The organism is Bradyrhizobium sp. MI1.3, assembly GCF_055811695.1.
The window spans coordinates 1-14,136 of the sequence record NZ_JBVVPQ010000117.1; the positions used below are offsets into that span (position 1 = coordinate 1).

The window sequence follows — 14,136 nt, forward strand, 5'->3', positions numbered from 1 at the left end:
AGGACCCTAGCATCATCGAAAAACGCCGCCAAGTGCTCGCTGCGACGATGAAGCCGAAAACCGAGGAGTCCGACGAGTTCTAACGGTTAACTGGAAAGATCAGCGCGCTGCGGCCTACCGCGTAGGGTTACTGCGATACAGACTCTGGATAGTCTTCCGCGCGATACGAGATCAAAAGATCAGAGGGGCCCGAGCGCGAGCGCCAGACTTTCCTCCATGTTAAAAGGAGCGCGCCAGCCGATCGATAACGCCGATGAAGTATCCATCTCCAATGAACCAAACAAGCTATCGCGCAATGTCGGCTTGAGGGTTTTTACCGCCAGATCGAGAAACTTGGGCGGGATAGGTAACAGAATGGCGGGTTTATTCAAAGCGCGTCCTATTTGCCGAATAAATGCTGCTGTAGATATTTGTTCTGCGTCTGCAACAAGATACGCTTTGCACATCCCTCTCTGCTCGATATCGAGCAACATCGAAATAAACGAGCTAAGATTTTCAACGCCAATGAAGGATCTTCGGTTATCGACACGTCCTAGGGGAAGCGGCAGTCTTAGTTTGAGGGCAGTGACCAATTGGCGGAAGTTCCCGCCTGCATCGCGTCCGTAGACCAGCGGGGGACGCACAATAGAAACGCCCATTTTGAACTCCGCTGCGAGTTCTTGAAGACCGTGCTCCGCAGCGGCCTTGGACTGACCGTAAACACCACGAGGGCACAATTTATCATTTTCATGAAACGGAGCTCGTCCATCAGTGCAGCTACCATTGACTAGTATGCTACTTAAAAAAATGAACCTCCGCACGTTCGCTCGATGGGCAGCGCGCGCCAGCTGCAGAGTTCCTTCTGAATTTACCAAATTGTAGAGCTCACCGGCATGCTCCTCGTTGGCACGATGGACACGCGCCGCCAAATGAACGACAGCATCAACACCAGCCACAGCCGCTTCCCAATCAGTGGCTGGTCCAATCGAACCTATTGCTATGCTGTTGTCACCAGCTGTGCCGGTGCGGACCGCGCGGCGAACCGCGTAACCTCGCTCCTCAAGCATCTGCACGAGAATCCGTCCTATAAATCCATTTGCGCCGGTCACAAGTACAGTTGACTTTTTCATGCTTGATTAACTCGTTCCTCCTAATGCATGTGCTTCTAATTCATTGATTGAAAATAGCCAACCGACTTGAAAACATGGCACCCTCTCCTTGCACGGAGTTGTGGTGAGTAGCGCTACCCTGCAAGCCGGCCTAGCCTCGGGGCTAATCCGGTTCGAAGTTCGCTCTGGCACAAGAAGAGGACCGGAGCATAAGGCGCAGCTCGTTCAAGAGCAGATCATCAGGATTTTGATGGAGCACCGGCCTCCGATGGACGATCTGTGCCCCTAGTCTAGCACGGCGTCAGCGACGCCAGCATTTAAAAAATTAGGCAAGTTCGGCGGGATGTACGTGTGAACGCCATGCTGAACACTTCTGCGCAGAAGGACCTCCAAGGAAAGAAGTGGCGACGCGCGCGGCGAAACGGAAAGCTGTCGCTCATCTGGTGGATGCTGATGAGCGAACGGCGGGCGGGAGAAGCCGAAGCCCGTCGGCTGCTGCAGCATGACCGTGAAATATCGGACGACCGGGCCGAGGATAGCAGCCTTCGTCAGCGCATGGGGCGGTTGCCCAGCAACACTGCCACTTCGGCTACCGGCCGCGTGTTCTGCTCAAGCGGGAGGTGTATCTGATCAGCCACAAAACGCACCTCCGACCCTATCGGGTGGAGAAGCTGACGGTGCGCCGTCGTGGTGGCCGAAGCGGCCATCGGGACCAGGGTGCCGTTCGAGTTCGCAATGACCTGTCAACCGCGCCGAGATCTAGTGCTGCGCCATGCCGAAGGCTGCGCGCCAGCTCTCGCTCCCACCACTCAACGAGGCAAATGCAACGGGCTACTCAAACTGGATAAAACATCGGGCAAGGTCAGAGACCAGCGGACGTGGCAGGCAAGGCTCAGGTTCAACACTTCCGCCCGCCTGGCGATCGCCACATCCTGCTCGCCTCGATCATCGCTTTAGGCCCAACAACCCCGCCTCGGTGAGCGTCTTTCTCCAGCGTCAGCTTCCCGATCCCGGCATGCAGCGACTCACATGGATGGCGGTAGGGCCTAGGCATTTGCCTAGCCCTAGACCGAACACATCGGCGGCTTCCTCAATCTGCGCCTTCTGTGAGTTGACCTGATTGGGACGCACGTCGAGTGCTCCGCCAACTGAGCCAATGTTCCATGGCCCTTAAGTGGGCAAGCGCACCTCGCGCTGAAAGCCGGTGCGGTTCCGGCGTGTTCGTCCCATTGACTCTCCCGACTCCGGCGAATCTTGCGCTTCCTCCAAGGAGAACCGCCACTCATGGTGCTGTTCAGATTTGCGGAACCCGCTCTCGTGGTGATAAAACTGCGCAGAGGGGGAAACCAGTGGCTTGGACAGACCAGATTGTGCTCCGTAGAAGCCAGATCAATGATGGTCCGAGGCTCACCCTTCTCATTTGGTGTTTTCTCGTTCTATTGTGCGTCTCAATGGTCTTGGTCTCGCGCGATGTGTCGCCATCTTTCAACCTTAGGTATGACCATGAGAACGTCCTTCGCGCCACGCTTTCGGTCGGCGTTTTTTGCTGTTGTGTTCCGCTGCTCGTCAACATCCGGGGCATCTTCGGCTTTGCCGCCTCATTTTACTTACTTTCCGTGACGGCCGGCTATCTTTGGCTTAGTTACTTTACGCCGCTTCGATATGACCACTCAGCGGCAAGACTGTTCGCGATTGCCTCATGGCTAGCGTTCGCAGTTCCATCCCTGTTAATCTCCCAAACACCAACAATAAGAGGCGCACTCGCCCCCCGCCATATGCATTTGCTGTGCAGCTCGAGTGTCGTTCTATCTGCCGGTATCGCCGCCCTGGGCTATTCTTCGGGCTTTCACATTGTCGGATTTGTGGAGGGAGAGTCCCTGAGAGGCACTCTGAGCTTTCCGACTTGGTTGCGATACGGCATGACCATTTCCACAGGGGCGGTCTTGCCGTTTTGTTACGCTTGGTTCTTTACACAAAAACGGTACCTCCCCGCTGTCACCGCGCTGGTAGTAGCCCTTAGCTACTATCCCATAGCCTTGAACAAGACGGCCTTGCTGACACCCTTCTGGTTGATATTCATCACCGTGCTTCTCAAACTAGCGTCCTGTCGGACAGCGGTGATTCTGTCTTTATTGGTGCCAATGCTTCTCGGGCTTGCTTCCCAAGCCCTAAACCAAAGTTCGTCACACGACTTGATTTTTCGGGTCATCAACTTCCGGATGCTCGCAATCCCTTCTAGCGCAATTGACCATTACAACCATTTCTTTTCAACGCACTCGCTCACAAGCTTCTGCCAAATCACCTTCATAGGCAAATTGTTCGACTGCGCCCTGCCCGATCAACTTGGCACCATCCTCGCCCACGAATACGCAACTGGCAATTACAACGCCTCGTTGTTGGCTACAGAAGGGATAGCCTCCGTTGGGCCATACCTTGCTCCATTATCGGCACTGCTTTGCGGCAGCTTGGTAGCCGCCGGGAACTATGTATCTTCCCGCCTCGACCCCGGCTTCGTGTTTCTATCTGCGGGGGCCCTTCTGCAAAGCTTAATGAATGTTCCGTTATCAACAATAATCCTCACGCACGGCGGAGGGCTTTTGCTCCTGTTATGGGCTTTAACCCCAGCGAGCGAGACCGATGAAAACACGTGACGGAACCGCGCCCACTTCAACCACCCCATTATGCATCGGGGGGGTAGTATCGGGCGTCACCCTGGCCCTTCTTCTTTCTGCAAACGCCGTGTTCGTTCTACTTTATGGCTGCCTGGGCCTTCAAGGGAGCTCGATCTTCACTGGGAGCTTCCTACTTTCTTCAGAGATCGCAATTTTGCTATTGAGCTTTCGCCGTTGTCTTTTGTTAACCGCTGATTATGCGTTCGGCGCTTTTCTTTTGTGCATTGCGATGTCTTTTGTCAAAAATGGCAACACGGCTGCTACTAAGGAATGGCAGTTGCTGACCGCTTCGCTGTTCGCCTACCCCGCTTGCCGCCTACTATATGTCGGTAAGGCGGTCACAAAAGGCATCACCTGGGTATCGATGCTTCTTGTGTTTGCTGGCACGATCGTAACGATGCCAGCCCTTGTCTCTCAATGGAACGACCTTCACGGCAAGCCCTATGTCCTCGGGCACGATGCAACGGCAACCCACTTTCTCGGTGCCCTGGGTTTCCTTCTTTTGGCGCTGACAACCATTCAACTGAGCATGCGCAGAGCCGCGCTTATTTCAGCACTGCTGTTCTTGCCGATCTCAATCTTCGCGGCATCGATGGTGCGCTTCACATTCGCCGCCATCATCGGGAGCCTGTGTCTAGTCGGCATCCTTAGCTCAACAAGCCAGAGGCGCTACGTCGCAATCATTACATGTACAGTTCTCGCTGGCATCATCGTTGGGAACGTAGCTCGGTCAGAAACAAGCAAGGTACTTTTGGCCTATGCAGTGGAAGCGACCCAAACAAGCGCACCTCAAACGAACGCACCCCAAATACCTTCGTCGATCAGTGGCGGCTCTCCATGTGGCTTCACCAATGAATTCAATTCAGTGGCGATCCGCACAACTCTTTTTCGCGATAGCCTCCGTCTCATGACAAACTCAGGTCCATTCGGTTTTGGATTGGATAGCTTTATGTCCCTTTCCTGCATCAAAGGAACGCAAGTCCATAATTCTATATTGCAGGCTGTGGTGGAATTCGGATGGCTAGGTAGCCTGTCTCTTTTGTCCTTGATCGGCCTTTGCAGCGTTCCGCTAATCCGCCTCGCGAGAAACGATGAGAGTGCCAGATTTGTTCTTTGCTCGCTCGCCTACATCACTGCAATGAGCTTAGCTCACGGCCGTTCTAGTCGCGATCTGGTGCTATTCGCAATGTTGGGCATGGCCGTAGGAATCAATGAACAACAAGCCAAAATGAGCCGACCTTCCGTAAAACTAGCGAAGCGAGTTATGTAATAAATCGTCGCAGGCAAGGTTCGTCGCCCTTCTTCTGGGTAACGCCAACGGTGATCGATCTGCTCGCCTACCTGACTGACGCCCTGACATGGATCGTGAACGGACATGACGTGACATCGACCGGTACCGCCTCGGAGGCCAAGCGACTGCGGTCGCTGGAGGACGAAATCCCGCCGAACCTGGCCTTCCATTTGGAGATGCTGGCCAGACGCCATGTTGGACAATGCGGCGCTGAAGGATCCCCGCCAGCCCCCGTCGCTGCCACCGCCCAACCGGGCAAATCCAACGGCAGGGGCGAACTCAGGAATGGATAAAACTTGGGGGCAAGGTCACCGGAGAACACGCTAAGGTTCGAGGCGATGTCCGATGATCCGAATCCGAATATCTCTCACGCGCAAATTAGTACATATTGGCGCTCGCCTGACGACGTGCTGGATGCCCCTGATTCCCTTCGCCGCAGCATGGCGCACAATTATCGCATGTGCCCGAGAACGTGGGAGCGGAACGACGCTCTGATGACCGATGTCTAGGATTAGAACGCAGAGCATCGTCCGATCGTCGATCGGCTGCTCGAAAAGAAGGTCGTATATACGTGGAGGCGGAACCGAAAGAAGTCGCTCATCGGCTGATGTGTACATAAGCGCCGAACTTTGACCCCAGGCCCTCTTTAACCTCCAACCCGCAAGGAATGACGCGCCTGAGCTGTCGAAGCGTGATAATCAGTGCGGCGCAACGTTCCATGAGAGGCAACTCGTAGTGGCCTGGAGCCTTGGTCTGGCCGTTGGCGGTGCTGAACTAGCTAGCGGCGACGTCGTGTCGTCAGTCCGCAGCTGAGAGCAAATTCGCCGCGGGCGTGATGCACCATGGCTTCTGGTATGGCATATTCTTTCATTCTTCTTTTCCTCCTTGGGCTGCTTCTTGACATCATCGCGGATTCAAGGCGACAGAATACGGACCGAATTCCCGACCGAGTATGACACGGCGTACTCCAGCGCGCTGAAGCGCTCAATCCATGCGTCCCAATGATGGTACGACGCAACGAAAGTTGCGCGAGGGGCAGACAAAGAGGAAAGGCGCCATGGAGCGGCTCAGTCTGCGGGTGAAAGTTGGTGAGAGTTCGATCGCCGGCGAGATGATGAACGTCAAGTTTTCAGTTGCGATTTGGCTCGTTTTCCTGATTCACATCGCGATTTGCACTTTCTCCCTTTACATCGTTTCAAAACGCTACGTGATGTACGATATCAATTACGACAGTAATTTGCGCCAGAACGCCATTCTCGGGGTCGTAACAAGTGCTCTTCTGGTTTCGCCACTTTACGCGAGAGCCAAGTTTAGCTTCGGCTATTTTGCTGGTTTGTATCTTTCCACGTCAATTCTCGGCTTTGTGTGGCTCAGCTATTTCAGCGAGTTTCCTTACGACCATGAGGCCGCTCGAATATCAGCGATCGCATCTCTGATCAGTTTTCTAATCCCGGCATTATGGAATCAGCCACTTTTGCAATGGTCACCCCTGCCTCGCCGAATTTTTGAATGGGTACCGGCGTTAACAGTTTTTGTGAGCGCTATTGTGCTCGCTTCTGCACTTTCCTATGGCTTTGCCTTTGCAAGTTTAAACAGCGCGTCGAGCATAAGACACTCGCTCCCGGCGCTGCCAATGTTGTTGCAATATGCAATCGGCATCGTCATGGGCGCGCTCCTGCCATTTGCTTTCGGCTGCTACTTCTTCACAAAAAAGTGGATTTCGGCTGGGGGGATACTTTGTTTGATCTTGTGTTTTTATCCCGTAACGCTCAGCAAAACAGTTTTCCTTGCACCCTTTCTAATGGCCTTTTTCTGCCTTTTAGAACGAGCTTTAGAAGCTCGCTTGGCAACTATCATGTCTCTGGCCATTCCCACTTTGATTGGACTAGCAGCCTTCATGATATTCGACGAACTCCTTCTATTCGGACTAATAAATTTCAGATTAAATGCCATACCGGCAAGTGCTTTGGATCACTACAACGACTTTTTTTCATCTCACGACATCACCCATTTTTGCCAGATCTCGTTTGTAAAACAGATCTTCGGATGCACTCACACCGAGCCGTTGTCGGTGGTCATGGCGAAGGCCTATCGTCTCGGAAACTACAATGCTTCGCTTTTTTCAACTGAAGGTTTAGCATCATCGGGGTTATATTTTGCTCCAGCAGCAACCTTCATCTGCGGATTGGTGGTGGCGTTTGGCAATTTCACATCGAACAAATTGCCGCCGAATTTTGTTTTAGTCTCGGGAGCGGTGCTGGTAATCACTCTATTGAACGTACCACTATCAACGGCTCTGCTTTCGAATGGCGGAGCTTTCTTATTCCTGCTTTGGCATCTAACGCCCGCGGAATACTTTTCGAAGATCTAAAGGGCACTTCCGGTCCTTTTAAGCTTCTATGTTCTGGCGAAGCTTGCGAGTGGTCGGCAGGTCGGTTAGCCAGATGGCGGTTTCAAGCTCGCAATCCTGAGGATGATCCCATGTCTCTGAATGTTTGGACCTCCGGTGCAAATCGCGGACATAAGACTGGCATTTGGACCTGTCTTCTGGGGACATCGCTAATTGGATCGATGCTGATGTGCGGGCTGCGCCCAGACGAAGCCGTTTCTTCGACGTTCAATCCGCTATCCGCAACGGAGCAATCGAGGTTATTTGTGCGCCTCCGGGACAAGCCAAAAATGTCGGTTTCTTTGGTTTGCCGCGGTCCCGAATGCATCGATCTCGCAAATAGCTTCAATATGCTATTTGATAAGGTCGACTGGCCTGTGACAAACGCTGGTTCTGCGAAAGAAGTTGTCAATTCAGAAGACGTCGACGGCATTTTGGTTCAGTCGAAAAGCGGGCAGGCAATCCAATTTAAGGACGCGATCGAAGGCGCTACCAACATGCGCGTCGCGCTCAGAGTCGCTGATTCAACGATGGATATGACGATCGTAATCGGAAGATTAACGAAGTTGGAGCGCTGAGGTTATTAGCGGTGAGTGGCATCCAAGGGCGGTACCCGGTATTTGCGCGCTTGAACAACTGAGGTCTCGCCAAGGGCCGGTTCGCCGATCTAGGAGGCAGCGGCGATTGCAGCCGGTGCAACCATCATCGTTCATGGGAGCAGACCTACTTCCCTGTCATTAGGACCGGTTGGGCTTTGTAACTCCTGGGACTCTTGTGGTGAGTACACGTTCCAACGCTCCACTCACAATGAGCGCCGACCGTTCATCAAGATGGGATCCATCATTCCAATGAAGATTTTCAGGACCATAATCTAACCGCAATACGTCGTCACGGCTGAACAGTCGGTTTATCTCGGATCGCATCGTCTCATAGTAACGAGTTGCGCCGTGTTGCGGGGATACTGGCATCTCGAAGAGGTGTATCTCGACGCCATCTGCTCGCAGCTTATCGACCAACACCTTTAGCGTCGCCGCGTCACGTCGAATAACGGAATCGTAAGTTGGCTTGTTAAACTCCGGTACCGTTTCGAGCGCGATCTTTTGAAGTGCGGGGGCCACGGGCGCAGGCTCCGAACGAAGCAGCGCGGCGCGCGCAGACTCCTCCATCTTCGAGGAACGCAGGGGCTTTGACAGGAAATACGCTGCTAACGCTCTTAACGGTCTAAGATGGTCTATGGGGCGGCCAGTACCTTCATACCGCTTTACAAGTGCATCATCTACGCCTCGCGACAAAATGTTGGTCTCAACGACAATGACGCGAGGCTTCCGCTTCGTTGCCCGTTCGATGATTTCAAGACCCGTGAGTGGCGACCCGCCAGGTAACGCGACGTTCTCGATGTTGATGTGAGAGAAATACTCTTCCCTGAGCCTCATGGCCAAAGAGCTGCCGACGATTGCCACAGCCGGCGTCTGCCGCGTGAAATAGCCGTCGAAGACGGACTGCTGCACGAGGTCCGTGCTTTGAGGAGGTAAGTCGGGTATGGCGTCTATTATCCGGGGCACTGCCCAACACACTGCGAATATCAAGACGAAAACCGCGCCAGCCTTGACAAACCAAGATGTGCGTTGTTCCGCGGTCATTTGCAGCATCGCTAGAACTGGAAATAGATAAAGGAGGTGCTCGGCCCAGCTTCGATCAACATTAGCGCTGCCATCGTCCCATAGAGGTAGGGCTCCAGAACGGTCCTCGGACGCTCCAACCAATAAGGCGGCATGAGGTGTTGAATGATCACGGGAAGCGCGTAGAGCAGTGCGAGCCCCCTATAGAGCTTATATGGATCAGTGATTTCTGGTTTTATGAACATTCCCGAGACGTATGACACGGCGTGTTCGAAGTTAGGAAGCTTGAATAAAACCCATGCCATCGAGACACAGAAGAAGACGATGCCAACACGAGTGGCGCGAAGAAGCGGCTCAAGAGTGGGATTTTTCGAAGCCGAGTCGATTACCGACAGAACTGGACGTTCAGCGACAAGAAACAAGCCGTGCAGCAATCCCCAGACCAGGTAGCTAATTGCTGCACCATGCCAGAGACCGCCAAGGCCCATCACGATCATCAGATTTACGTAGGTGCGGTCCGTGCCCAAGCGATTGCCGCCAAGAGGAATGTATAAGTAGGTCCGCAGCCATGTCGAAAGCGAAATATGCCAGCGGGTCCAGAAGTCTGAAAACGATGAGGCGATGTACGGAACGTTGAAGTTCACTGGTAGGCGATAGCCAAACAATAAGCCAAGTCCTACGGCGACAGCGGAGTAACCGAAAAAGTCTGCGTAGATTTGGAAGCTGTAAAGGAACAGGCAAATCCATCGATTGGTGATCGAAAGCTTCTCGAAGAGGGGATAATCCATATTCGTCGTGATCTCGTTGAGATTGTTTGCGACGAACAACTTGAAAAAATAGCCCGAGACGATCCACTTCGCGGACTCTATAAAGTCAACGTTGCCAATGAATTTCGGCTTGATCTGTGGGATGAAATTCTCAGCGCGGGTAATTGGGCCCGAAACGAGCTGAGGAAAGAAAATGATGTAGAGGCAAACCTCCCTCAAGGTCGGCGCTGGGCCGCCGCGCTTGGTCAGATCGACCAAGAGACTGATATTGTGGAAAACAAAAAATGAAATGCCGATCGGCAATGGTAACCGCAACAGGAAGTCGATGGCTGCGATGTCTGAAAGGGTTGGAGCGGTAGCATCTATAAATAGAAACTTGTACTTGAAGAATGCGAGGAGGGCGAGATTGAAAATGATCCCGAGCGGAAGCCAGACGCGTTGGTCGGCCAGCGCAAGGATCAGAAAAGCGTACGTTCCCACCACCGCTACAGTAAGAAGCGCAAGCAAATCCAGCTGATCGGAACCGTAGAAAACCAAGCTGGAGACAACAAGGATATGGACCTGCCATCTCTTTGCGATTGGCAGGTAGTAAACCGCAAAAACTGCAGCAACAAAAACGGCGAATTGCCACGATATAAAAGACATTCCCCCTCCCTAGCGGGGTACGCTCACTCGTTCGGGGACCGTCGCATACACCACAACGGCCAATCGAGCAACGGACGCCAGCGCCGCTCAGCAGCGATTAGGCATGTCATAGGGCCATTCCGCCGCTTCTCAACCCCTTCGAAGACGCTCGAAAATACGTTGCCGTCGTTACTCTCGTAGCCATCGCCTATGTTTACGGCCAGTGTCCACACCGGCTAGGCTTCGAACGTCCGGATTAGGCCGACGACGTAGTCCTGCTGTTCACGGCTAATCTCGGCGAACATCGGCAGTGAAATTATCTCGCGCTGGTTGCGAGCGGCGTTCGGAAACTGCTCTGGCTTATGCTTATATCGACTGTAGGCCGGCAGCAATGGCAACGCTGTCGGGTAGTTGATTGCCGTCTGCACGCCGTTTGAATTCAGGTAGCTCGCCAACGCATCGCGTTTCGGATGTCGTATGGTGTAGAGATGGTAAACGTGCGTGCGGCCGAACGCGACCTGTGGCACCTCGAGACCCTCGATCTGCGTGAGGCCGGCATCATAGATCGATGCGGCAGTTTGTCGGGCCTCGGTCCAGGCCTCGAGGTGCGGCAGCTTGGCCGCCAGAATTGCCGCCTGCATGCCGTCTAGACGACTGTTGATGCCCTCAATGTCATGCTGATGCTTCACTTTGCCGCCGTGCCGGGCGAGCTTTGTCATATGTTCGGCCAGGGCTGAGTCATTGGTGACGACTGCGCCGGCATCTCCCATCGCGCCCAGATTCTTGCCCGGGTAGAACGAGTAGGTTGCAGCTGCCCCGAACGTACCGACGAGCTGGCCCTTGTAGCGCGCCAGGTGAGCCTGCGCGCAGTCCTCGATCACCCACAACCCATGCTTCTTCGCGATCGACATGATCGCATGCATGTCCGCGGGCTGCCCGTAAAGGTGCACTGGAATGATGCCAACCGTATGGGGCGTGATCGCCTGCTCGATCGCGCTCGGATCGATCGTGAAGGTGGCGCAATCGGTGTCGCAGAATACAACCTTGGCGCCGGAATGGGTAATCATCGCGGACGTGGAGATCCAGGAATGCGCCGTCGTGATCACTTCATCGCCCGGCTTCACGCCAAGAGCAACCATGGCAAGATAGAGCGCGTCCGTGCCGTTCGCGCATGAAATACAATGCTTTGCTCTGGCGGCCCTTGCGAACTCCGCCTCGAACGCATCGACGAAAGGCCCGCGAATGAACGCGCCATCGCGGATGACGGCAGCGATAGCACCGTCAATTTCGGATTTCAGGTTCTGATACTGAAGATGCAAATCAGCGAATGGTACGCGCATTCAATCCTCCTTCCAACCGCCGCCCAAATTGGCAGCGAACCTCGCCTTATAGGACGGAAAATATGTGACCATTTCTCGCTCAAGATGAAGCGGCATGCGCCGGCGCACGGGATTACTCGGATACTGCGCAATCGGACGATTCGGCTCGCTTAATATGCTCATAAATTCACACAGCACTTCAAGCTCGAGTTCATAGTGACGACGGGCAAGTACCTCCAGATCATCGTCCGGAAACAATGGCGTCTCGACCACGGCAAGCGTTTGTCCGGCATCCACCTGTGCGTCGATGTAGTGCAGTGTGACGCCGAGTGGAGTCTGGTCAAGAATAGTCCATTTGAATGAATCGAGGCCACGCGCGCTTGGAATTATACCTGGATGGCAATTGATGATCTTTTTTTCCCCAATTGCAGCGTCGGAAAAAATCCCGGCTCCCGCCACGAGATAGTAGTCAGCTACATTTGGTATTGAATCATAGGTGCATGAGAGAAACTCAATATTGTGGAAACGAGCTAATTCGCGGGTACTTGGCGCCTGACTTTGGTCCGGCCGATGCTGGAACAGAACCTTTCGCTCGGGCCGTTGAACGAACGGTAACGCCAGTAGCTTGAGGTCGAAAGCTCGCCCGGTGGAGAGATGCGCCCTTACGAGAAGGCGATTAACGATCTGCTCCGTCTTTAAGTGCGAGTGATCATAAGTGATGATACCAATAGAAGTGGGAAGATTGCCCATGTCACCGCTGTCCCAACCGAACCTTTTGCGGGGAAAACCGAAGTGTCACTTCGTTGCCCGTTTCGATCGACTCGTAGAGCGCCGAAATAAGCTCCAAGCTCTTTCGCCCTTCGAGGCCGTCGACCAGAGCGGCGCGCTCGTGCAGTAGGCAATCCACCACGTGCTCGTAATACGCGTGATGGCCAAATCCATAAACGCTGGGCGGATTGACCGAGAATTTCTCGATGACCTCGTTATCGCTCGGAATCTCGTCGACGAACCGCCAATGCCTGATCTGATTGACCGCAAAGCCGGCGATCTCAACCGTGCCTTTTGCGCCGAGGATCGATAGCGACCCTTCGAGATCGGTCGGACGCGCAGCCGTCGTCGCTTCTATAATGCCGAGCGCGCCGCTGCGGAATTTCAGCGTCGCAACAGCCGTATCCTCGGTCTCGATCTTGGCGAGCGCGGTTATGGCCCGGGCATGGACGCTGACGACGTCCCCGAAGAACCATTCGAGCATATCGACGTGGTGGCTCGCTTGATTTGTGAGAACGCCGCCGTCATAGGCCCAAGTGCCGCGCCAAGCGTCCTGGTCGTAATAGGTCTGATCGCGGCACCACCGCACCCGGACCGTCCCGAGCAGCAGTTTACCAAAGCGACCTGCGTCGAGGGCCTCACGCGCCTTGACCACCGGCACATTGAAGCGGTTTTGCTTGACTACGAACAGTTTTACCCCGGCCTGGTCGCACGCCCGTATCATCTCGTCAGCATCTTGGAGCCGGAGCGCCATCGGCTTTTCGACGACCACATGCTTGCCAGCTTTCGCGCACGCGATCGCATGTTCGGGATGCATCCCGCTCGGCGTCAAAACCGTGACGACATCCATGTCCTTGCGGGCCAGGAATGTTTCGATGTCGTAATCTGGGGCTATTCCGAATTTCTTTCCCACAGCGTTTGCGCGCTCGCGCATGGGATCACAAACGGCGACAAGCTTCGCATTTTCGATCTGATTGGAGCCCAGCAAATCCGAATGACGTTTGGCGATACGTCCGCAACCCAGCAGGCCGAATCTCAGCATGGAACCTTTCCCTTGATCACGCAGGCCGCCGATAAGACGCCTAACTACCACCCCTTGCGGCATAGTGGTCTATACGCAAAAGCTCTTTTGGATCAAGCCAATTGGACCGCTCTGTGGGACGCCCGACGTACTTTGTCCGGCCCGTTGCTCAAAGTTTTGAGGTTTAAGGTTTGAACGAGAACTGAGGTCTTCGAGAAGGCGAAACCCCGAAGAAAATGGACTTGGCCCGACATTTCGCCTAAGATGTAACCAACTAGCTCAAAAGAGCGAGGTAAGCGATGTTCTCAGGCCACGCGCCTGCGTTCTGGGGTAGCGAGATAGGCCCAGGGTAGCAGTTCGCCGATCTGGCTATTCGGGTGATCGTTGACGATGCGGGTGATGACGTCGGCGAGATAGGCGTGGGGTTCGACGCCGATGAGCTTGCAGGTTTCGATCAGTGAGGCGATGACGGCCCAGTGTTCGCCGCCGCCGTTCGAGCCTGCGAACAGGGCGTTCTTGCGGTTGAGCGCGATTGGGCGGATAGCGCGCTCGACGACGTTGGAATCGATCTCGATGCG

12 protein-coding genes and 1 pseudogene are annotated in these 14,136 nt (G+C 54.3%); 6 read left to right on the forward strand and 7 right to left on the reverse strand.

Annotated features, from left to right (window positions below; genetic code table 11):
- Window positions 1–179 precede the first annotated feature (179 nt).
- Window positions 180–1,109: an NAD-dependent epimerase/dehydratase family protein gene (locus AC0L3A_RS38315; protein WP_473256333.1), complete on the reverse strand. Its 930-nt coding sequence runs from the start codon at window positions 1,107–1,109 to the stop codon at window positions 180–182.
- A 333-nt stretch (window positions 1,110–1,442) separates the two neighbouring features.
- Between AC0L3A_RS38315 and AC0L3A_RS38320 the strand changes: the two are divergent.
- The 6 genes and pseudogenes from AC0L3A_RS38320 to AC0L3A_RS38345 all read left to right on the forward strand — a co-directional run.
- Window positions 1,443–1,811: pseudogene (locus AC0L3A_RS38320) on the forward strand (IS3 family transposase); the annotation flags it as partial.
- Window positions 1,812–3,007: 1,196 nt separating this feature from the next.
- Entirely contained in the window at window positions 3,008–3,739 is a 732-nt protein-coding gene (locus AC0L3A_RS38325) for a hypothetical protein (protein WP_473256334.1), read from the forward strand.
- Entirely contained in the window at window positions 3,726–5,030 is a 1,305-nt protein-coding gene (locus AC0L3A_RS38330; protein ID WP_473256335.1) for a hypothetical protein, read from the forward strand. The genes AC0L3A_RS38325 and AC0L3A_RS38330 overlap by 14 nt, the downstream gene beginning before the upstream one ends.
- A gap of 50 nt (window positions 5,031–5,080) precedes the next feature.
- Entirely contained in the window at window positions 5,081–5,344 is a 264-nt protein-coding gene (locus AC0L3A_RS38335; RefSeq protein ID WP_473256336.1) for a hypothetical protein, read from the forward strand.
- Between the two features lie 764 nt (window positions 5,345–6,108).
- A complete protein-coding gene (locus AC0L3A_RS38340; protein ID WP_473256337.1) occupies window positions 6,109–7,422 on the forward strand; it encodes a hypothetical protein in 1,314 nt (437 codons plus the stop codon).
- Window positions 7,423–7,532: 110 nt separating this feature from the next.
- A complete protein-coding gene (locus tag AC0L3A_RS38345; RefSeq protein ID WP_473256338.1) occupies window positions 7,533–8,018 on the forward strand; it encodes a hypothetical protein in 486 nt (161 codons plus the stop codon).
- Window positions 8,019–8,177: 159 nt separating this feature from the next.
- Here AC0L3A_RS38345 and AC0L3A_RS38350 read toward each other — a convergent pair whose 3' ends face one another.
- From AC0L3A_RS38350 to AC0L3A_RS38375, 6 genes are all read right to left on the reverse strand, one after another.
- The gene (locus tag AC0L3A_RS38350) at window positions 8,178–8,948 is read right to left on the reverse strand and encodes a hypothetical protein (RefSeq protein WP_473256339.1); all 771 of its coding nucleotides are present in this window, start codon (window positions 8,946–8,948) and stop codon (window positions 8,178–8,180) included.
- Window positions 8,949–9,091: 143 nt separating this feature from the next.
- Entirely contained in the window at window positions 9,092–10,471 is a 1,380-nt protein-coding gene (locus tag AC0L3A_RS38355) for an MBOAT family O-acyltransferase (protein ID WP_473256340.1), read from the reverse strand.
- 215 nt (window positions 10,472–10,686) lie between these two features.
- Window positions 10,687–11,790: a DegT/DnrJ/EryC1/StrS family aminotransferase gene (locus AC0L3A_RS38360; protein WP_473256341.1), complete on the reverse strand. Its 1,104-nt coding sequence runs from the start codon at window positions 11,788–11,790 to the stop codon at window positions 10,687–10,689.
- Window positions 11,791–12,519, reverse strand: a complete 729-nt coding sequence (locus tag AC0L3A_RS38365) for a formyltransferase family protein (protein ID WP_473256342.1) — start codon at window positions 12,517–12,519, stop codon at window positions 11,791–11,793.
- Window position 12,520: 1 nt separating this feature from the next.
- Complete coding sequence (locus AC0L3A_RS38370; protein WP_473256343.1) at window positions 12,521–13,579, reverse strand: Gfo/Idh/MocA family protein; 1,059 nt, start codon at window positions 13,577–13,579, stop codon at window positions 12,521–12,523.
- 284 nt (window positions 13,580–13,863) lie between these two features.
- On the reverse strand, window positions 13,864–14,136 hold a 273-nt coding region (locus tag AC0L3A_RS38375; RefSeq protein WP_473256344.1), incomplete at its 5' end, for a transposase domain-containing protein.